Source organism: Ruegeria sp. CL5 (assembly GCF_056536485.1).
Genome location: NZ_JBQFPS010000009.1, coordinates 45,548 through 65,764, shown reverse-complemented (window position 1 = coordinate 65,764; position 20,217 = coordinate 45,548). Strand labels below are relative to the sequence as shown.

The window sequence follows — 20,217 nt, the reverse complement described above, 5'->3', positions numbered from 1 at the left end:
GAAGCATTACCTGAATTTGTCCAACAGCTTCTGCATGGCTGAACGCTCATCTGGCACAGATGCGGCCTCGACGCTCGTTTTAGGGGGGCTTTCAGGTTTGCCAGACTGCTTCGACGATCTTGGCGGAGCGGTTCGCAATGCAACAGCATTCATGAACTTGCCGCTTTCGTCATCGGCAAGATAATCCGCACCATCCGAAACCCCGCGCAGGACGCTATCCAGCCAGTCTGCATCGGCTTTGGCAAAATCACTCAGAACATAGGGTGAGACCATTTCCTTACGGCCCGGATGCCCAATGCCCAGCCGCACGCGATCATAGGCCGGGCTGATATGTTCGTGGATCGACCGCAACCCGTTATGTCCCGCATGTCCGCCGCCAGCTTTCACACGTACCTTGCCCGGGGCCAAATCAAGCTCATCATGGAAGACGGTCACATCGGTCGAATCGAGTTTGTAGAACCGCATTGCCTCGCCCACGGACTGGCCCGAACGGTTCATAAATGTCTGAGGTTTGACCAGCAGCACTTTCTGCCCACCCAAGCGACCTTCGGCGATCTCAGCCTGAAACTTAGATTTCCACGGGCCAAAGCCATGGTCTTCGGCGATCCGCTCCAATGCCATAAACCCGATATTGTGCCGGTTACGGGCGTATTTCTGCCCGGGATTTCCTAAGCCGACAAACAGTTTCATCGCATCGTCCTTAACAGCGTAATCTCAGCGGTTGATGCCACATCTTACCGTCTCGTTTCCAGCCCAACATCTGCATAAAAAAACGGGGCTACAAACGAGCCCCGTTACACTATTCGGATATGATCCGAACTTATTCTTCAGCTTCGTCCTGGCCGATGACTTCAACTTCATCAGCTGCAACTTCGCCCTCTTCACCCTCTTCATCGTCGCTTGTCGACAGACCGGTGGGTGCCGAAACGTTGGCGATCACGAAGTCACGATCGATGGTTGGTTTGGTGCCAGCAGGCAGATCAACCGAAGAAATGGTGACAACGTCGTTGATTTCCATGCCTGTCAGATCAACGGTGATCTTCTCAGGAATGTCACCCGCGGTGCACAACAGTTCAACTTCCGGGCGCACAACCGTCAGAACGCCACCCTTCTTGATGCCGGGGGCCGCTTCTTCGTTGACGAATTCAACAGGTATGAACAGCGCGATCTTTGTGGTCCGACGCAGGCGCATCAGGTCCAGGTGGGTCGGCAGGTCTTTGACCACGTCACGCTGAACGTCGCGGCAGATGACGCGAACGTCTTCGTGGCCTTCAACCTTCAGGTTCCACAGGGTCGACTTGAACCGGCCTGCTTTCAGTCGCTTGAACAGGACGTTGAACGGGATTTGGATCGGCAGCGGGTCTTTGTCGCCACCAAACACAATGCCCGGAACCATGCCGTCGCGGCGTGCTTGACGAGCGGCGCCCTTGCCTGTCCCCGTCCGTTCCAGAGCTACGAGATCAGGAATCTCTCCAGCCATGATAATTCTCCAATGTTAGGGCGGGCATCCTCCAAGGCTGTATGCCCGCGTGAAGCCGCGTCCTTAGCTTGATTCAATTGGTTTGGAAAGGGCTTTTTGTGGCTTGAGGAAATTTGCGAGGCTCTGCCTCGCGCTCCGGGATATTTAGGGCCCGATGAAGATGGGATCCACTTCTTCATCGGGTTGCAAATATCTCGGGGGAGACGCCCAAAGGCGGAGGCGGCAGCGCCCCCTTTTTTTGGTAAGTCGAGGATCAGGCCTGCCAGCGGCCGCCGAAGTCTTCCGGGACCAGAAGATTGTGGCGCCCCAGATCAGCCACGTTGCGCTCACCGCAAAGTGCCATCGTTGTATCGAGCTCTTTCTGGATTACCTCCAAAGCCGTCGTCACACCCTTCTGACCCATCGCACCCAGCCCATAAACAAAGGCGCGGCCTATGAAGGTTCCTTTGGCCCCAAGCGCCAGAGCCTTTAGCACGTCTTGCCCCGAACGAATGCCGCTATCCAGATGCACTTCGACATCATTGCCAACGGCATCCATGATCTCAGGCAGAACCCGGATTGAACTGAGCGCACCGTCCAGCTGTCGCCCGCCGTGATTTGATACGACGATGGCGTCCGCACCCAGCTTGGCGGCCATCTTTGCGTCTTCGGCGTCCAATATACCCTTGAGGATTACTTTGCCGCCCCACTGTTCCATCAGCTTCTCAACCTTGCCCCAGTCGAGGCTGGGATCGAACTGTTCAGCAGTCCATGTTCCCAGTGAGCGGGTATCGGTGATGCTGTCGACATGACCGACGATGTTACCGAATTCCCGGCGCTTGGCGCCCAGCATTTCGATACCCCAGGCCCATTTTGTCATCAGGTTGGCAATGGTTTTGGGGGTCAGCTTTGGAGGGGCGGAGAGGCCATTCTTCAAATCCTTGTGTCGCTGACCGAGGATTTGCAGGTCGAGCGTGATCACCAAGGCTGAGCATTTCGCATCCTTCGCGCGCTGGATTAGTCGCCCGACGTAGTCCTGATCCTTCATTGTATAGAGTTGGAACCAGAACGGAGCGGTCGTGTTTTCAGCAACATCTTCGATCGAGTTGATTGACATCGTCGAAAGGGTGAAGGGCACGCCAAAGGCCTCGGCAGCTTTGGCCGCTTTGATCTCACCATCTGCGTGTTGCATGCCTGTGAGACCTACCGGAGCCAGTGCCACCGGCATCGACACATCCTGTCCGATCATCTGCGACGCGGTCGAGCGCCCGGTCATGTCTACGGCCACCCGCTGACGCAGACGGATGTCTTCGAAATCCGAGGTGTTCTCGCGGAATGTTTGTTCCGTCCAACTGCCGCTTTCCGCATAGTCAAAAAACATGCGGGGCACCCGGCGTTCATAGATCCGTTTGAGATCTTCGATATTGGTAATTGTAGGCATGGATCTGGCTTCCGCAGGATTGGTTAGGTTTCTTTACCAATTTTTTTGTCACTCTGCAATGCCCACAAACTGCGGTTGGTGCCTTGTGGTTGAAAACGAAAACACCGCAGCAAGTTAAACGCCTACTACGGTGGATGCCGAGATAAAAAATAGTGAGTTATCAGGCGGTATGCGCGCCATCAGCAAGTGATTTGACGAAGTCCAACACCTCGGACACTGGTTTTCCAGACCCGATTTGGCTGACAATCGCGGACCCGACAACGGCACCATCTGACACGCTGGCAATGTTACGTGACTTCTCTGGCGTATTGATCCCGAACCCGACAATGACCGGCAAATCGGTCGCGGCTTTGATCCGTGCAACCTCGGGTCCGACATCGGTCGCCTGCGCCTCAGCAGCGCCGGTGATGCCGGTAATCGACACGTAATAAACAAAGCCAGACGTGTTCTGCAGCACGCGAGGTAAGCGGTTATCATCGGTTGTCGGTGTTGCCAGCCTGATAAAGTTCAACCCGGCAGCCTGTGCTGGCAGGCAAAGCTCTTCGTCTTCTTCAGGTGGCAGATCGACGACAATGAGCCCGTCAATTCCGGCAGACTTTGCGTCCGTCAAAAAGGTCTCAACTCCTCGACTGTAGATCGGGTTGTAGTATCCCATCAGCACAATCGGCGTGGTATCATCGGTTTCGCGGAAAGCGCCCGCTAAATCCAGCGTGCGTTGCAATGTCATCCCGCCATCCAACGCCCGTTGACCAGCGGCCTGGATGGTGGGGCCATCCGCCATCGGGTCGGTAAAGGGCAGACCCAGTTCGATCACATCGACGCCTGCGCCGGGCAAACCCTTTACGACCTCCAGCGACGTTTCATAGTCGGGATCCCCGGCCATGACATAAGCTACAAAGGCCTTTTTGCCCTGTTCTTTCAGAGCGGCGAATTTGGCGTCGATACGGGTCATCGGAAGTCCTTGCACTCGGGTTTGGACCTGATGTGCAGAAACTTTCGCTGAAAATCAATCCCGCTTGATGGGCTGGCGATCAGAACGAGTAATGATAACGCAGCAGTAGTGAGTTCACACCGGGGTTATCGTCCTGCGTACTAGCATTGGATTTGTGCATGATGGCAACCGACAGTTTGTTCCCACTTTCAAGCGTATAACCAAGACCCAACAGGCTGCGAATCTGAAAACTGCCTCCCAAATCATTCTGATCGCTTCCTTCGCTATAGTAGCCGGGCATGACGCTGCCTTCGATAAACCATCGGTCGGCAAAGCTATATACTCCGATCAATCCGGCACCAATATGCGTGTCGCCGTCAGTATCAACCGAGAGAGCCCCTCCCCATGTTGCGCTGAACCGAGTTGCCTCGTGAAACGGGCGATGCTGATACTCAAGCGAAAAAATGGCCTGATCGTCTCCGTCGCTGTGGGAGTAATCTGCGTAGCCAGCGCCGAAAATGATCGATTGTGCCTGCGCAGAAGTAGCCGCCGCCAGCGCGAAGGTCAGAATAACAAGGGTTTTCATCGTACCTACTATGTCCGTCGTTCGTTGGTATTAGTTTTATTGGGGACTGTAAGTGCATGAATTCAATGAGGGCAAGAACACAATGTCATGCCGATTTCGTGATGTGGCAGATCAGACTCGGAGGTGGGAGGGAGTGCTACGCCTTGCGCATTGCGCCAGACCTGCCTAGAAGCATCGCTCGAATGGTATCAGGAGGCCGTCATGGGCTTTAAAATGGGAATCGTGGGTTTGCCGAATGTGGGCAAGTCGACCCTCTTCAATGCGCTGACAAAAACTGCGGCAGCCCAGGCTGCGAATTTCCCATTCTGTACCATTGAACCTAACGTGGGTGATGTCGCTGTTCCTGATGATCGCCTGGACAAATTGGCGGCAATCGCCAGTTCGAAACAAATCATTCCGACGCGCATGACCTTTGTAGATATCGCCGGTCTGGTAAAAGGCGCATCAAAGGGCGAAGGACTTGGCAACCAATTCCTGGCAAATATCCGTGAGACCGATGCGATTGCTCATGTTCTGCGTTGTTTTGAGGATGGCGACGTAACCCATGTGGATGGTCGTGTCGATCCCGTGGCGGATGCGGACACGATCGAAACCGAGCTTATGCTGGCCGATCTGGAAAGCATCGAAAAGCGCCGTGCCAATCTGGTGCGCAAGCTGAAGGGTAACGACAAAGAGGCACAGCAGCAGGATCGCCTTCTGGCCGAGGCACAGGTGATGCTGGAAAACGGCAAGCCCGCGCGATTGGTCGAAGTCTCGGACGAAGACGCCAAAGCCTGGAAGATGTTGCAGCTTCTGACGACTAAGCCGGTGCTCTACGTCTGCAACGTGTCCGAGGAAGAAGCCGCCGAGGGTAATGAGTATTCCGCCAAGGTTGCCGAGATGGCCGCTGCGCAGGGCAATGCCCATGTCATCATCAGCGCTAAGATCGAAGAAGAGATCAGCCTGCTGGAAGACGAGGAAGCGCAGATGTTCCTTGAGGAAATGGGGCTGGAAGAACCCGGCCTCGACCGCCTGATCCGCGCGGGTTACGATCTGCTCAAGCTGGAAACCTATTTCACCGTAGGCCCGAAAGAGGCCCGCGCCTGGACCATCCGCACCGGCACCGCCGCACCACAGGCCGCTGGCGTGATCCACGGCGATTTCGAGAAAGGCTTCATCCGCGCCGAAACCATTGCCTATGACGATTTCATCGCCGCCAATGGGGAACAGGGCGCGAAAGAAGCGGGCAAGATGCGGGCCGAGGGTAAAGGTTACATCGTCAAGGACGGCGATGTGATGCATTTTTTGTTCAATACTTGAACAGCGGTAGCTTCACCGCTCCAATGCTAGGATGTCATTGAGCAAGCACCCGAGCCATGACCGCTTTGAGCCCTAAGTGACCAAGCACACCGTCACACCTATGCCAAAAAGCGAAATGCCAAAATAATAGTTACAAGACCGAAGAGCCCCCCGAACAATAGCCCGAAGAAATGTACAAAACCAATCAGCGCTATCCGTATGTGGGAGCGCCTTAGTGGATCGTTCTTTTTTCGGAGCCATGCCGACGCAAGCGTAAGTAAATTGAGGTTTATGAGCTGACCAGACTCCATTAGTGCTTTATATTCTGGCCTCTTTGTTTGGCGACGAAAGCACAGCGGCATCAAAACAAACAAGAAAATAATCCAAATAAGACCCACTAGATTCCTGTACTCGATTGCGTCCATAGAACAGTTCCGACAATTATCCCAAGACAAAGCGGTTCGTCGCAATAGACCTTGGGACAGTACCAAGTGCCTTGGCTGTGAAGAGTGGTTGGCACAAAATACCCGTTCCGTAACAGTAAGCAATGGCAGCTTGGTCCGCTTCTCTGACATTCAGATACCATCTCAGGAAGTTTGCCTGCTCGTAATTTGCTCTGCATACTCGCGTTAGGCTGAGATTCCAGTCAGATCTCGCGTTTCTACGCATTGAAAACCTCGCTAGAATAACTTTTTTAGCTTGCCGTTCGAGAAGACCCCAAATGATCGAAATCCGCGACCTGCAACTCCTCAGCGCCCTTGCCCGACACCGCCACTTTGCCAAAGCGGCTGAGGAGTGCGGCATTTCCCAGCCTGCGTTCTCAATGCGCATCCGAAATCTCGAGGATCGATTGGGTGTCTCTATTGTCCGGCGCGCCAACCGGTTTCAGGGCCTGACCGAAGAGGGCGAGATGATCGTTCAGCGGGCGCGACGCATTCTCGATGACACCAAAGCTTTGGAACAGCAGGTGTTGGCTGCCAAGGGCGAGATCACCGGCACGCTTATTCTGGGCGTGATCCCTACGGCGATCGCCTTCACCGGTCGTCTGACCAAACGGTTGCGCGACGCCCACCCGCGTATCGTGACCCGGATCGAGACCATGTCCGCGACCGCGATCCAACACCGGTTGGACGAAGGCAGCCTGGACGCGGGTATTACCTATGGTGACAGCATCGGCACCGACTTGCGGCAGGTGCAGCCGCTTTACGAAGAAACCTACGTCCTGTTGGTTCCTTCGCATATGACCGATGAGACAGGCCCTATCCCATGGGCGCGCGTGGCCGAGTTCCCGCTCAGCCTGTTGGAGCCTCAGATGCAGAACCGGCGAATTCTGGACCGGATATTTGCCGAACAGGGCTTGCACCCGGATATTGTGGCCGAGACCAGTGGGTTCACTGCCTCGATGGTTATGGCGCGCGAGGGGCTGGCTGCCACTGTGATCCCGCGCGTGCTGGTGCGGGCGCTGGGGGATTTGAAAGATACCAAAGTGCTGCCTTTGGTCGACCCGGTGGTCAGCAAGCCGATTTGTCTGGCGACCCTGACTCGCGACCCGGAATTGCCCACGGTCGGCGCATTACGTGATGTGGTGGCGTCTTTACGGTGATAATCTGTCGTTATCGTACGATTGAGATATGCGATTTGACGATATGCTAGTCTGATGAGACACGGAGCCTTAATCGGAGGGCATCATGGCACCATTAGATACCAAGCCATCAGGCGCACCCAAGGGCGTCTGGAAGTCAGGTAAAGGCAAAGGGCGGCACACGCCTAAAGGCCGTCAGTTCACGGATGAGGCGCAGGCTGAAATCGCGCGTCTGCTGGGCGACCGCCCGCGTCGCCGCGACCTGCTGATCGAATTCCTGCATTTGATTCAGGACGAACACGGCCATATCAGCGCCGACCATATCGCCGCACTGGCGGTCGAGATGCGGATCGGTCAGGCCGAGATCTATGAAACCGCGACCTTCTATGCGCATTTCGATGTGGTGAAAGAGGGTGAAACCCCTCCGCCCGCGCTGACGATCCGGGTCTGCGATTCTCTTTCGTGTGAAATGGCCGGTGCCCAGCAACTTCAAAAGGCGCTTGAAGATGGCCTCGACCCGGCTGAGGTCCGCGTTGTTCGCGCGCCTTGTATGGGCCGTTGCGATACTGCTCCGGTGTTGGAGATCGGTCACAATCATATCGATCATGCGACCCCTGAAAAAGTACAGGCGGCGATTGCGGCCGAAGACACGCATGCGCATCTGCCCGACTACGAAGCCTTCGCCGATTATGAAGCTAATGGCGGCTACGCCAAGCTGAATGAGCTCCGCGACGGCGGTGACTGGGAGAAGGTGCAGGAAGACGTTCTGTCCTCGGGCCTGCGTGGTCTGGGTGGCGCTGGCTTCCCATCCGGCAAGAAATGGGGCTTTGTTCGCATGAACGAAGGTCCGCGCTATCTGGCTGTAAACGGGGATGAGGGCGAGCCCGGCACATTCAAAGACCGCTACTACTTGGAGCGTACACCGCATGTCTTCCTCGAAGGTATGCTGATCGCCGCATGGGCAGTCGAGGCCGAGACCTGCTTTATCTACATGCGTGACGAATACCCTGCAGTTTTGGAAATCCTGCGCCGCGAGATCGCCGCGCTGGAAGCCGCGGGCATTGTCGAGCCGGGCTATATCGACCTGCGCCGGGGCGCTGGCGCTTACATCTGCGGTGAAGAATCCGCGATGATCGAGTCGATTGAGGGCAAAAAGGGCCTTCCGCGCCACCGTCCTCCGTTCGTGGCGCAGGTTGGGGTCTTTAACCGCCCGACTTTGGTCCACAACGTCGAGACTCTGTATTGGGTTACCAAGGTTTGTCGAGAGGGGCCGGAATGCCTCAACAGCACTGAAAAGAATGGCCGCAAGGGCCTGCGCAGCTACTCGGTTTCGGGTCGCGTGGCGAAACCCGGCGTATACCTGTTGCCCGCCGGATCAACCATTTTAGATGTGATTGAAGCTGCTGGAGGCATGGCCGAAGGGCAAACCTTCAAGGCCTATCAGCCGGGTGGCCCGTCCTCGGGCCTGCTGCCTGCGTCGATGGACGATATCCCGCTGGATTTCGATACATTGCAGCCACATGGCACCTTCATCGGCTCTGCCGCTGTGGTGGTTCTGTCCGATCAGGATACCGCCCGCGATGCGGCGCTGAACATGCTGCGGTTCTTCGAGGATGAGAGCTGTGGCCAGTGTACCCCCTGCCGCGCGGGCTGTGAAAAAGCGGTCAAACTGATGCAATCCGACAAGTGGGATCAGGACCTGCTGGAGGACCTGTGTCAGGTCATGGGCGATGCCTCGATTTGCGGTCTGGGGCAGGCCGCCCCGAACCCGATCCGCCTTGTCATGAAACATTTCGCTGACGAAATCTGAGGGGAGACAAAGCCATGCTTGATGCAAGCCCGAACAAAACCGTCACCTTCAACCTGAACGGCGAAGATGTCACCGTACCCGAAGGCTGGACCATCTGGGAAGCCGCCAAGGGGCAGGGGTTCACTATCCCGCACCTGTGCCACAAGCCACAGCCGGGCTACAAACCCGACGGCAATTGCCGCGCCTGTATGGTCGAGGTGGAAGGCGAGCGCACGCTGGTCGCCTCCTGCATCCGCCCGGCGGCGGAGGGTATGGTCGTGAAGACCGACAGTGATCGGGCCGAGAAATCGCGCGCCATGGTCATGGAACTGTTGGTCGCGGATCAGCCTGAGGAAGCACACGACACCTCCAGCCACTTTTGGGATATGGCCAAGCTGAACCATGTCAGCGACAGCCGTTTCCCGGCGAAAGAGGCCGAGAAAATCCCGCTGTTGGATGACAGCCACGTTGCGATGCGCGTCAATCTGGACGCTTGCATCAACTGCAACCTCTGCGTCCGAGCCTGCCGCGACGTGCAGGTCAACGACGTGATTGGTATGGCCGGACGTGGCCACACAGCGCAGGTGGTGTTCGACCAGAACGACCCGATGGGTGCTTCGACCTGTGTGGCTTGTGGTGAATGCGTGCAGGCCTGCCCGACCGGTGCTTTGATGCCCGCCACTGTTCTGGATGAGAACCAGCAGGGCGACAGCAAGGATTACGACAGCGAAACCGAAAGCGTCTGCCCGTTCTGCGGCGTCGGTTGCAAGGTTTCGCTCAAGGTGAAAGACGGCAAGGTCAAATATGTCGAGGGCATCAACGGTCCTGCAAATGAAGGCCGTCTGTGCGTCAAAGGCCGCTTCGGTTTTGACTATATCCATCACCCGCACCGCCTGACCACGCCGTTGATCCGTCGTGAAGATGCGCCTGAGAAGGGCCTGAACGTCGATCCGGGCAACCTGAGTACCCATTTCCGCGAAGCGACTTGGGAAGAGGTGATGGATCTGGCCGCCACCAAGCTGAAGGCTCTGCGCGACGAAGACCCGCGCAGCGTTGCAGGCTTCGGCTCGGCCAAGTGCACCAATGAAGAAGCCTATCTGTTCCAGAAGTTCATCCGTCAGGGTTTCCGCCACAACAACGTCGACCACTGCACCCGTCTGTGCCACGCGTCGTCTGTTGCGGCCCTGATCGAAAACGTCGGCTCCGGCGCTGTTACTGCGACCTTCAACGAGATCGAAAACGCGGATGTGGCGATCATTATCGGGGCCAACCCGATCGAGAACCACCCCGTAGCCGCGACTTATTTCAAGCAGTTCACCAAACGCGGCGGCAAGTTGATCGTGATGGACCCACGCGGCGTCGGCATGCGTAAATTTGCTGATGAAATGCTGCAATTCCGTCCGGGAGCGGATGTCTCGATGCTCAACGCGATCATGAATGTGATCGTGGAAGAGGAGCTCTATGACAGCCAGTATATCCACCGCTGGACCGAGAACTGGGAAGCCGAGAAAGAGCACCTGCGCCAGTTCACGCCCGAAGCGATGTCGCCGATCTGTGGTATTGATCCGGATCAACTGCGCCGAGTGGCGCGCACCTTTGCACAAGCCAAGGCCGGTCTGATTTTCTGGGGTATGGGCGTCAGCCAGCACATCCACGGAACCGATAATTCGCGCTGCTTGATCTCGCTGGCCTTGATGACCGGTAACGTTGGCAAGCCGGGCGCGGGTCTTCACCCGTTGCGGGGTCAGAACAACGTTCAGGGCGCCTCAGATGCGGGTCTGATCCCGATGTTCCTGCCGGATTATCAGTCAGTCACCGATGACAGCATCCGGGCCAAGTTCAACAATGTTTGGAACGATGAACGCGACTTCTCGAACGAGAAGGGCCTGACGGTCACCGAGATCATCGATCAGGCTTACGCAGGCAACATCAAGGGCATGTACATTCAGGGTGAAAACCCTGCCATGTCTGACCCGGATGTAGGCCACGCGCGTGAGGCTCTGGCCAAGCTGGAGCTGATGATCGTGCAGGATATCTTCCTGACCGAAACGGCGAACTATGCCGACATCATCCTGCCCGCCTCGGCGCTCTATGAGAAGAACGGCACCGTGTCCAACACCAACCGTCAGGTACAACGTGTGCGTCCTGCTGTGACGCCTCCGGGTGAGGCGCGCGAGGATTGGAAAATCACTGTCGAGCTTGCGCAGCGCATAGGTCTGAACTGGGAGTACACGGATGTGTCCCAGGTCTTTGCCGAGATGAAGCTGACCATGGCCTCGCTCGACAATATCACTTGGGAAAGGTTGGAGACCGAGACCATCACGTATCCCTCGCTCAGCGAAACCGATCCTGGACAGGCCATCGTGTTCGGTGACGGGTTCCCGCGCGCAGATGGTCGGGCCCGGTTCACCCCGGCCAGCGTCATTCCGCCGGATGAGGCGCCGGATGACGAGTACCCGATGATCGCCACCACGGGCCGGCAGCTGGAACACTGGCACACCGGGTCGATGACCCGCCGGGCCACTGTTTTGGACGCCGTAGAACCTGAAGCGAACTGCTCGATGAACCCGCGTACGTTGAAACGGATGGGGATTGAGCCGGGCGAGATGATCCGTCTGACTACTCGCCGCGGTTCGATTGAAATCATGGTGCGAGCCGACCGAGCGATTGCCGAGGACATGGTGTTTATACCATTCGCCTATGTCGAGGCGGCGGCGAATATCCTGACCAACTCGGCCATCGACCCATACGGCAAGATCCCCGAGTTTAAATTCTCGGCCATTCGTGTCGAAAAGATCGAAGACGCCATCGCGGCGGAATAAACTTCACGTACTCTTAGAAAGGGCGGCTCATTTGAGGTCGCCCTTTTTTGTGATCAGTAATCCCGTTCGAAGAATATACCCAACCCCGTCTCACCCCGGCCATCCACCGTACCACGCACTGTAAAGCTGTCGGTGACGTCCAGGTTCAAATTCACTTCGGTATCGCCTTCGGTATTGACGGTGAAATCGGTATAGAGGTTGTCGCTTAGATATGCGCCTGCCCCTAGGCTGCCACCGCCGCCTTCCGTTGCGCCAAGGTCTACAGTGTCAAGCCCCGTAGCCTCGCGCACGCCCTTGGTTGCATCCCCACCCGCGCCGCTGAGCTGGGCCAGTGAAGCCGCCATCTGCGCGATCACAAAAGGCGACAACTCCGAAAAACGGTTGCCGAATAGCAGCATGGCCAGTGCTTCTTCGGTCGGGCGTTCGGGGTCTGAGAACACGTCCACTTCGGGCGAATCCAGAGGACCTGCGATCTCAATGGTGGCTGTACCGTCCGAGGTGCTGGTCGAAGATTCAAACTCGATATAGGGGGTCAGGTCGCCTTGCAGTGTCACCAGACCCTTGGTCAGCGCAAGACGACGGCCCAGAATGTCGATGTTACCCCGGATCAATTCGATCTGACCCGATGGGACGACGGATGTGGTGGTTCCGCCAATCTGAATGCGCCCTCCCAATTCGGCGTTGACACCTCGGCCTCGAACAAACACGGCTTTGGGGGCAAGCAGGCCGATGTCCAATGACATGCGCGAGTTGCTTTTGGCTTTGTCTTCGGTTTCGACCAGATTGGCACGTTCCCGCGTCACAAAACCGGCACGGCTTTCGTTAATATGGTCGATTGTTGGGATTGGTGCTGCGCCAACTGCACCTGCCGCTGCGGCAAGGTTTATGTTGGTTTCGCCAAAGTTTATCTGACCGGCCAGAGCACTGTTTCCAGACAATGCCCCGGTCAGGGCAATCTGGCCGTTCAATGTGGTCTCATACAAAAGCCTATCGGTCAGAACGAGATTATTGAGTTTCGTGGTGATCTGAGTGTTGAAGGGCGAGGTCAGATTGATCGGGCCATTGACGGTGAATCCTCCTCCTGCCCGCAGGCCACCCTGCAGTGCAACAGTTGCACGGCTTTGCGCGATGTTGACCGTTCCGCCGATATCGGTGATCGTTTGCCCCACATCTGGCAGCGCCATTGATGCGCCGGATGTTGAAATCGTTCCGCTGAGTGCATCCAGTGCAGGCGCCCCTTTCAGGGCTAGATCGAACCGAGCTTTACCTGCCAGGCTATTGGGTGAAATAAACGCATTGGCGATACCTATGTTGATACCGCCTTGCAGCTTCAATTCTGCCTCGCCGCTACTTTCATCAAAGGTACCCGCGACCGTAGTGTTGATCTCGGCGGGGCCGTCGGCTTTGGCGTCGATAGTCCACTTGCCTGCATCACGACGAGCATTTCCATTGGCAGACAGGGTTCCAGGGAAATCGGGGATCAGACGTTCGAGCCGATTGATCTTGGCCTCAAAATCAAAGTCGGCTGAACCATTGGTGTCAACGGTTCCCGACAAGTCGGCATAAGAGCTCTCAGGTCCTTGCAAGCGGGCGTTGCCCTCAAGGCCAGACCCGGTCGGGGCGACATTGCCATCAAGTTTTAGCGGGCCGGACAGAGTAGGCGAGACCCGACCCACATTGTCCAGCATGGCCGAGAAATTCAGGCCACCTGCTTCACGGTCCAATCGTCCCGATGCATCTGCAGTCAGGGCTGTTCCGTTCAGATTGAACGTGCGGATGTTAAGACCTTGATCGTCGTTTGCGGCATCCACGTTTAGCGTTGTTCTGCCCTGAACAAGCGCATCGATCACGTTAATACCTGTTCCAAGATCATCCGCGCTGAGGTTGCCAATGATCTCAAAAGTCTTGCTACCTTGCGCGGCTCTGCCTGTGACATCAGCATTGATTGATCCCGTCAGGTCGCGCCCGACGAGGCCTGAGAACACTGACAAATCCGGTGCCGTTACCTTGGCACTGCCGTCTACGGCAATGTCGCCGATAGGATCATTAATCGTAGCACCGACCTCGGCGGTCAACGCGGCGCTTTTGATTGTAGCATTTCGGACGACGACCCGATCGCCGGAATGTGCGCCGTCCAGATTGATCGATACCCGGCCTCTCAACAGCGGATCGAACTCACTCATCCCTGTTTCGATATTTGTTCCGATTACGCTGGCCTGGCCGTCAAACTCCAGTGTTTGTACGGTGCCCTTGCCATCCAGCCGGGCCTGCACCGCACCGGAGAGATCACGCTTAGCGAGGCCCGAGAATACCTTCAGATCGGGGGCGTTGACGTTGGCCTGCCCATCGATCGTCATGTTGCCATCAAGGGTCGTGACCGTACCGCTGGCCTGAGCAGTCAGTGCATCACCACTGATCGAAAGCTCCCGTATGGACACGCCATCGGTTCCGCGTTTGGCATCTAACACAATGTCGGTTTTACCGGTGATCATTGGGTCGATATCGTCGCGGCCAGTAACCAAATCGCGCCCGTTTACTGTTAGCTTGCCATCAAAGCTGCGTTCCAGCGGTGAGCCTTTGCCTTCGACTTTGATCGAAGCTTCGCCACCTAGCTGCAGCTGTGCGAGGTTCGAAAACCTCGATAGGTCGGTGGCCTGCAGCAATGCCGCGCCATCAACCTGCAACCCTGTCTCAAGCCCGCTGATCACGGCATCGGTTTCAAGGGTATAGTCGCTGCCAACCAGTTCGAAACCGGTCAGTTGTAAGGACTGGTCACTGCCATAATCGAACCGTCCATCCAGCGTGATCTGATCCCCAACGGCAGCTTTCAGCGCTGGGTCAGTCAAATCGATGCCATCAAGCACGGCCTGGACGTCTCCATCCATCGATAAGCCGCTGGACTGATCCAAGGTGCCCTGCCCAGTAATTCTGGCGTGATCAATATTCAGATTGGGGGTCTCAACGTTGTCAGTTGTCAGGCTCAGATCCCAATAGTTACCGTTTTTGGAGTTGTACAAGGCCGAAATCTGCGCCGCGCCAATGGACGTGTCGCCGCCACTGACGGGCAGAACAACTTTGTCGCCTTCTGGTGGCGTGATGCGGCCTTGAAGGGCAACCAGTTGCAAAGCACCGCCCGAGGCAAGGCTCACCTCGCTTTTCAGTTCCAATGCTTCTGAGGTGATCTCAATGTCCGAGATGTCCAGCGCGCCATCGGAATGGGTGCGCCCGTCCACGAAAAGCCTCGTGTCTGTGCCAAAAAACGTGTCCATCTCTTGGGCCAGGAACGGAGTCAGGTCGCCGCCGACATCGGCAGTAAATGCAATCCCATCGGATGCAGTGCCATTCTCTTCGGCTGTCCGCAGTCGAACTTGGCCAGATACGCGAAGCTGTTGATCGCTGCTCAGCCCGATATCGGCGTTGAAATCTGATACCGGCCCCGAACCTTTTGCGGTCAGTTTTAGCGGCGGGGCATCGGGGATGGACAGGGCCGTTGCGATCAACCCGCCCGAGGCTTCGGCGACGGTGAGGTCCAGGTCGATCTGGCTGTTATCGTTCTGGAATCCGGCTTTAAGATCAATCGTATCACCCGCTCGATCCAGCCGGTCGATATCCAGCGTTGTATCCAGCGTTCCGTCCGCCAGCGAGAGGTTACCATTCACGGCAAGATCAGCCGCAACGCCGATCAATGACTCACCCAAAGACAAGTCATCGACCCGAAGCTCGCCAATTTCGATGGAAACCGGAAGCTCGGGCAGTTGAAAGGGTTGGGTCTCAGCTGAAGGCGGCGGTGTGTCCTTAGTCGTCGTGCCCGGGGCACGGGCGATGTCAATCTCTTGCGCCGACAATGTATTGACTGAGAATCGACCCCGCAGCAACGCCAGCCGGTTCCAATCCAGCTCAGCATTTTTGATGGTCAGCCAGACACCTTCGTCATCGGCGACGGTAATTTCCTGAATCGTCGCTCGTGAACTCAGCGCACCTTCCAGACCGATCACCTGAACATTTTGATCATCGCCTGACAGGGTATCCTGCAGGAACCGTTCGATCATGCTGCCGCCTTCGTCCTGCGCGGTCGCTGCGAAGGGGACGATGATCACTGCTGAACTCAGCAACAGAGGGTATAGAAAGCGACGCATCAGAAGGCCTGCCCGATCCCGAGGTAGAACTGCAGCCCATTGCCCGTGTCACCCTGAACTGGGACGGCAAGGTCAAAGCGCAATGGCCCGAAACCGCCCAGATCATAGCGAATACCCAGCCCGGCGCCAGAATGCTCTTCCGCGCCGCTGCCGATGAACGAGGACGTGTCGACGACGCCATAGTCATAGAAGCCGACCAACGAGATTGTGTCGGTGACTTTGCCGCGAACTTCAGCTGACAGTCCCAGAAAGGACTTGCCACCAGCCACACCGTCTCCGACTGGAATGCCGAGGCTTTCATAGGGTTGACCGCGTACCGTTCCCGCGCCGCCCGAGAAGAACAGGAAATCCGGCGTCACACCGTCTGGCGGCGGGCCAAGGACTGATCCAAGTTGAACGCGCCCGGCGAGCACCAACCGGCCGCCTGTGCCTATGTCGTTATAGTAACGCCCGTCAAAAAACATCCTCAGGCCAGTGTCAGAACCAGAGAACCCGACAAAGGGCATTACCTGCGAATCCAGATAGTAGCCACGCGTGGCGCTGACCTTGCTATCCCGTTCATCCCATTCAGACCGGAAGGGCAGGATGAAGTACCGGAACTTGCGGCCATCGCCATAGGCGTCATCCGCGTCTGACCATTGGAAACCGGCTGAGGCTTCGGCATAAAGACGGTCCGAAAAAGTGCGGCGGGCACCATAGGCAAGCGAGGCGATAGTGACGTTATAATTCTCGGTATTTCGCCGTTCCAGCAGCGCGCTCCAGAATGTATTGTCATCTGGGCCGAGCCGGTCTGGTTGATCCAAACGCAGGCCAATGCGCCCGTCGATATCCTCGGCGCCGCCAATGTTGCGGATCGCAGCCTCGAACCTTAACCGCTCTGCCCGCCGGAACACATTTCGATGGGTCCACGTGGCAGTTAAATCCAGCCCATCGCGCGAGGCGACCTCGGCCCCGAATGTCAGCCGACGGGGGGGGAGGTCTTCGAATGTGGCATCGAAATCCAAAGTGCCGTCCGGGTTGGGCTCATCATGTTCCTTTATAGAGACCGTGCTGAAAGTGCCGGTGCGCCGCAGCCGGGTTCCAACCTTTTGTACCTGTTCTGGCGAATAAACTTCACCCGAGGGGAAGCCTGCAATTTTTTCGATCGACCGATGGCGAACGTTAGTGTCGCCTTGGATGTTCATTTTGCCGAACCGCAGCCTTGGCCCCGGTGCCAGATCAATTGTGGCATCCAGGCGTGCCTGCGCATGTCGCGCGATTACTTTTTGGTCCGACACCTCTGCCTTTGCGTGGCCCGTATCGCGCCAGCCTTGGACCCCTGCGGATGCTGCTTGCTGGATTGCTCCGGTGGTGGCCGTTTTGCCTGTGGCAAATTCCTCGGGTAGCACGGTTTCTGGTGCCAATGGTTGAACGACAGCCGTGCCAAATTTGAACTTCGGCCCTGAGTTGACCAATATCGTTGCACGTTTGAACTGGGTCGGAACATTCAAAGAGTTGATATTTGCAGCTTCCTGCCCGTCTAACTTGATGCTGACAACGGGGCTGAAATACCCTTCGTCATACATGATTTGAACGATGGTGCGGTAGTCGGACAGAGCAGCCGACAGGATTTCCAGCGACGTATCCAGTCCACGCGATTCTGAGGTAAAAACCGATGAGGTCTCTTCCAGTCGGTCAATCAGATCTTTAGATGCGCCGGGAGCGGAGAGGGTGGTTTCCAGCGCGGATGCAAGATTGGGAGACAATGCCAAAAGGGCGCAAAAAAACCAGCTTCTCAGAACGCTGCGCGGTCTGCTCCCTATCATTGTCTGGCTCCAACTGCCCCAAGTCGAAATCACTATGGCCGCGAAACAATAGAAATGCGGCTTGTTGAATTCATTTAGAGCATTTGGCGACGCCAAGGGGAAGAACTAAACCAAACTCAGTTGCTATTATTGGCTCGACCGTGTCCCAATTTTTCACAGATTGGCATTTCGGAACCACCTAATGATTGCGTCGCGATCTTCGGGCTCCATGTAAGTGACGTTTGCGGGGGGCATTGCGTGGGTGACGCCGGATTGCAGATATATCTGCTGCGCGTTCTGCGCGATGTCGGCCTCGGTTTCCAGCAACACACCTTTGGGTGCCCACAGGATGCCTTCCCAGACAGGCTCACGCGCGTGGCACATGGAACAGCGCCCCAAAACAATGTCGTGCGCTTCTTCAAAGCCATCCGCCGCTGCAAATTTCTGTTCATATGGTGTAAGCTCTTGCGCTTCGGCCTCTTCCAACGGGTCGTGCATGGAAGCGGTCGACAGCCACATGATGGCCATGAACAGCAGTGCAGTCACCAGCCAGGTCCAGGTTGGATTACCGGCGCGCGCATGGCGGGTGTTGAAATAGTGGCGAATAGTGACGCCCATCAAAAAGACCAACGCGGCGATGATCCAATTGTACTCGGTGGCAAAGGCCAGCGGGTAGTGGTTCGACAGCATCAGGAACACAACGGGCAAGGTCAGATAGTTGTTGTGAGTCGAACGCAGTTTGGCGATTTTGCCGTACTTGGGATCAGGCGTACGTCCGTTTTTGAGGTCATCCACAACAATGCGCTGGTTTGGCATAATTATGAAGAACACATTCGCCGTCATGATCGTGGCTGTGAAAGCCCCCAGATGCAGCATCATCGCACGGCCGGTGAAGATTTGGTTATAACCCCAGCCCATGGCCACCAGCAGGACAAACAACAGAACCATCAGCAGCGTCGGGCGTTCACCGAGGCCAGATTTGCACAGAAAATCATAGACCAGCCAGCCAATGGTCAGCGACGCAGCCGAGATAAGGATGCCCTGCCACAGCGCCAGATCAGCTTTATGCGCATCGATCAGATAAAGCTCGCCGCCAACCCAGTAGACGATCATTAATAGCGCGGCGCCGCTCAGCCAAGTCGCGTAGCTTTCCCATTTGAACCAGGTCAGGTGGTCAGGCATGCGCTCCGGCGCGACAAGATATTTCTGGATGTGATAAAAGCCACCGCCATGGACTTGCCATTCCTCGCCGTCCGCCGGTCCGGGAATATCGCGGTTCAGGCCAAGGTCCAGCGCGATGAAATAGAAGGATGATCCGATCCAGGCGATCGCAGTGATGACGTGCAGCCAGCGCACGCCAAAACCAATCCAATCCCAGAACACGGCGAAGTCGTACATTGATGAGGTCTCCGATAAGTTATCGCCACACTAGGCAAACGGGCTTTTCTTCGGTATTCCCGTATATTGTCAAACTGTATCAAAAAAAACGATAAGATGTCCTATCTCGACAACATTCGAACCTTTGTACGGGTTTATGATCTAGGCAGTATGTCAGCCGCCGGACGCGATATGCGAATCTCACCTGCAGTGACATCAGCGCGGATTTCGCAGTTAGAAGATCACCTCGGGGTTCGTCTGTTCCAGCGAACCACACGCAACTTGACCCCGACTGAGCAAGGGCGTGCATTTTACCCCGGTGCAGTCGCAGTTCTGGATGCGGTGGATGAGGCCGAAGCGCAAGTCACACATCTGACCGAAGCGCCGCGCGGGTCGCTGTTCGTCGCAGCGCCCCTGGGTGTCGGGCGCCGTCTTCTGGCACCTCATGTGCCTGATTTTCTGTCAGAATACCCTGAGATTGATGTGCGTCTAAGGCTGACAGACCGCTCTGTCGACCTAACCACCGAAGGGTTGGACCTGGCCTTTTTCATCGGTCAGCCCGAAGACAGCACATTGCGCATCCGCAAGATCGCGGATTGCCAGCGCGTGCTATGCGCGGCCCCTGATTACGTCAGCCGTTGTGGGATGCCCGAATCTGGAACGGATCTGATTTCAAGCAAACATGAGTGTTTGAACCTACGCTTCCCCGGAGCGGCAGAGTTTCAGTGGATGCTGGAAACGCCTGATGGCCCGAAACGGTTCGCTGTTTCAGGCCGATATGAGTGCGACGATGGCGATGTTTTAACCGATTGGGCGTTATCGGGGCAGGGAATTGCTATGAAGCCTGTGTTCGAAGTGTCCGAACATCTGAAGGCAGGACGATTGATCCCGGTGGCGATGCAAACGCCACCGGTGCCGGTTCAAATGGCTTGCTTATATACCCATCGCCGCCACCAAGATCCCAAGGCACGGCTGTTTATGGATTTCATGATTGATCGTATCGGCAAGGTGGTCCGCAGCGCCGAAATCTAG

At 56.5% G+C, this 20,217-nt stretch carries 13 protein-coding genes; 5 read left to right on the top strand and 8 right to left on the bottom strand.

Annotated elements, in window-relative coordinates:
• Positions 1 to 6: 6 nt before the first annotated feature.
• The 5 genes from pth to ACR0IU_RS15505 all read right to left on the bottom strand — a co-directional run bounded on the left by pth (position 7) and on the right by ACR0IU_RS15505 (position 4,417).
• Positions 7 to 690, bottom strand: a complete 684-nt coding sequence (pth, locus tag ACR0IU_RS15525; RefSeq protein WP_170703638.1) for an aminoacyl-tRNA hydrolase — start codon at positions 688 to 690, stop codon at positions 7 to 9.
• Between the two features lie 130 nt (positions 691 to 820).
• Complete coding sequence (locus tag ACR0IU_RS15520) at positions 821 to 1,480, bottom strand: 50S ribosomal protein L25/general stress protein Ctc (protein ID WP_010438055.1); 660 nt, start codon at positions 1,478 to 1,480, stop codon at positions 821 to 823.
• Between the two features lie 253 nt (positions 1,481 to 1,733).
• The gene (locus ACR0IU_RS15515; protein ID WP_170477489.1) at positions 1,734 to 2,900 is read right to left on the bottom strand and encodes an alpha-hydroxy acid oxidase; all 1,167 of its coding nucleotides are present in this window, start codon (positions 2,898 to 2,900) and stop codon (positions 1,734 to 1,736) included.
• Positions 2,901 to 3,060: 160 nt separating this feature from the next.
• Entirely contained in the window at positions 3,061 to 3,852 is a 792-nt protein-coding gene (gene trpA, locus ACR0IU_RS15510) for a tryptophan synthase subunit alpha (protein WP_480716880.1), read from the bottom strand.
• 79 nt (positions 3,853 to 3,931) lie between these two features.
• The gene (locus ACR0IU_RS15505) at positions 3,932 to 4,417 is read right to left on the bottom strand and encodes an acyloxyacyl hydrolase (protein ID WP_480716879.1); all 486 of its coding nucleotides are present in this window, start codon (positions 4,415 to 4,417) and stop codon (positions 3,932 to 3,934) included.
• Positions 4,418 to 4,618: 201 nt separating this feature from the next.
• On the opposite strand from ACR0IU_RS15505, the gene ychF reads away from it, so the two are divergent.
• The 4 genes from ychF (at position 4,619) to fdhF (ending at position 11,888) form a co-directional block, all read left to right on the top strand.
• Positions 4,619 to 5,716, top strand: a complete 1,098-nt coding sequence (ychF, locus tag ACR0IU_RS15500) for a redox-regulated ATPase YchF (RefSeq protein WP_480716878.1) — start codon at positions 4,619 to 4,621, stop codon at positions 5,714 to 5,716.
• 700 nt (positions 5,717 to 6,416) lie between these two features.
• Positions 6,417 to 7,298 carry a LysR family transcriptional regulator gene (locus ACR0IU_RS15495; RefSeq protein WP_010438067.1) on the top strand — a complete coding sequence of 294 codons (882 nt, stop codon included), beginning with the start codon at positions 6,417 to 6,419 and terminating at the stop codon, positions 7,296 to 7,298.
• Positions 7,299 to 7,383: 85 nt separating this feature from the next.
• Positions 7,384 to 9,087, top strand: coding sequence for an NAD(P)H-dependent oxidoreductase subunit E (locus ACR0IU_RS15490; protein WP_480716877.1), 1,704 nt, complete (start codon positions 7,384 to 7,386; stop codon positions 9,085 to 9,087).
• Positions 9,088 to 9,101: 14 nt separating this feature from the next.
• A complete protein-coding gene (gene fdhF / locus ACR0IU_RS15485; protein WP_480716876.1) occupies positions 9,102 to 11,888 on the top strand; it encodes a formate dehydrogenase subunit alpha in 2,787 nt (928 codons plus the stop codon).
• 53 nt (positions 11,889 to 11,941) lie between these two features.
• Here the strand turns inward: fdhF and ACR0IU_RS15480 are convergent, their stop codons facing one another.
• The 3 genes from ACR0IU_RS15480 to ACR0IU_RS15470 form a co-directional block, all read right to left on the bottom strand.
• Positions 11,942 to 16,024 (bottom strand): translocation/assembly module TamB domain-containing protein, encoded by a 4,083-nt coding sequence (locus ACR0IU_RS15480; RefSeq protein ID WP_480716875.1) that lies wholly within the window; start codon positions 16,022 to 16,024, stop codon positions 11,942 to 11,944.
• The gene (locus ACR0IU_RS15475) at positions 16,024 to 17,829 is read right to left on the bottom strand and encodes an autotransporter assembly complex protein TamA (protein WP_480716874.1); all 1,806 of its coding nucleotides are present in this window, start codon (positions 17,827 to 17,829) and stop codon (positions 16,024 to 16,026) included. The genes ACR0IU_RS15480 and ACR0IU_RS15475 overlap by 1 nt, the downstream gene beginning before the upstream one ends.
• 153 nt (positions 17,830 to 17,982) lie before the next feature.
• Positions 17,983 to 19,206: a urate hydroxylase PuuD gene (locus ACR0IU_RS15470; protein WP_480716873.1), complete on the bottom strand. Its 1,224-nt coding sequence runs from the start codon at positions 19,204 to 19,206 to the stop codon at positions 17,983 to 17,985.
• A gap of 96 nt (positions 19,207 to 19,302) precedes the next feature.
• Here ACR0IU_RS15470 and ACR0IU_RS15465 point away from each other — a divergent pair, with 96 nt between their 5' ends.
• Positions 19,303 to 20,217, top strand: coding sequence for a LysR family transcriptional regulator (locus ACR0IU_RS15465; RefSeq protein ID WP_480716872.1), 915 nt, complete (start codon positions 19,303 to 19,305; stop codon positions 20,215 to 20,217).

Excerpts from the sequence above, each read along its gene's own strand:
- ACR0IU_RS15505 (WP_480716879.1), bottom strand. The coding sequence starts at position 4,417 with ATGAAAACCCTTGTTATTCTGACCTTCGCGCTGGCGGCGGCTACTTCT.
- ACR0IU_RS15495 (WP_010438067.1), top strand. The coding sequence starts at position 6,417 with ATGATCGAAATCCGCGACCTGCAACTCCTCAGCGCCCTTGCCCGACAC.
- ACR0IU_RS15465 (WP_480716872.1), top strand. The coding sequence starts at position 19,303 with ATGTCCTATCTCGACAACATTCGAACCTTTGTACGGGTTTATGATCTA.
- ychF (WP_480716878.1), top strand. The coding sequence starts at position 4,619 with ATGGGCTTTAAAATGGGAATCGTGGGTTTGCCGAATGTGGGCAAGTCG.
- ACR0IU_RS15475 (WP_480716874.1), bottom strand. The coding sequence starts at position 17,829 with ATGATAGGGAGCAGACCGCGCAGCGTTCTGAGAAGCTGGTTTTTTTGC.
- ACR0IU_RS15470 (WP_480716873.1), bottom strand. The coding sequence starts at position 19,206 with ATGTACGACTTCGCCGTGTTCTGGGATTGGATTGGTTTTGGCGTGCGC.
- ACR0IU_RS15515 (WP_170477489.1), bottom strand. The coding sequence starts at position 2,900 with ATGCCTACAATTACCAATATCGAAGATCTCAAACGGATCTATGAACGC.
- ACR0IU_RS15520 (WP_010438055.1), bottom strand. The coding sequence starts at position 1,480 with ATGGCTGGAGAGATTCCTGATCTCGTAGCTCTGGAACGGACGGGGACA.
- ACR0IU_RS15480 (WP_480716875.1), bottom strand. The coding sequence starts at position 16,024 with ATGCGTCGCTTTCTATACCCTCTGTTGCTGAGTTCAGCAGTGATCATC.
- fdhF (WP_480716876.1), top strand. The coding sequence starts at position 9,102 with ATGCTTGATGCAAGCCCGAACAAAACCGTCACCTTCAACCTGAACGGC.
- pth (WP_170703638.1), bottom strand. The coding sequence starts at position 690 with ATGAAACTGTTTGTCGGCTTAGGAAATCCCGGGCAGAAATACGCCCGT.
- trpA (WP_480716880.1), bottom strand. The coding sequence starts at position 3,852 with ATGACCCGTATCGACGCCAAATTCGCCGCTCTGAAAGAACAGGGCAAA.
- ACR0IU_RS15490 (WP_480716877.1), top strand. The coding sequence starts at position 7,384 with ATGGCACCATTAGATACCAAGCCATCAGGCGCACCCAAGGGCGTCTGG.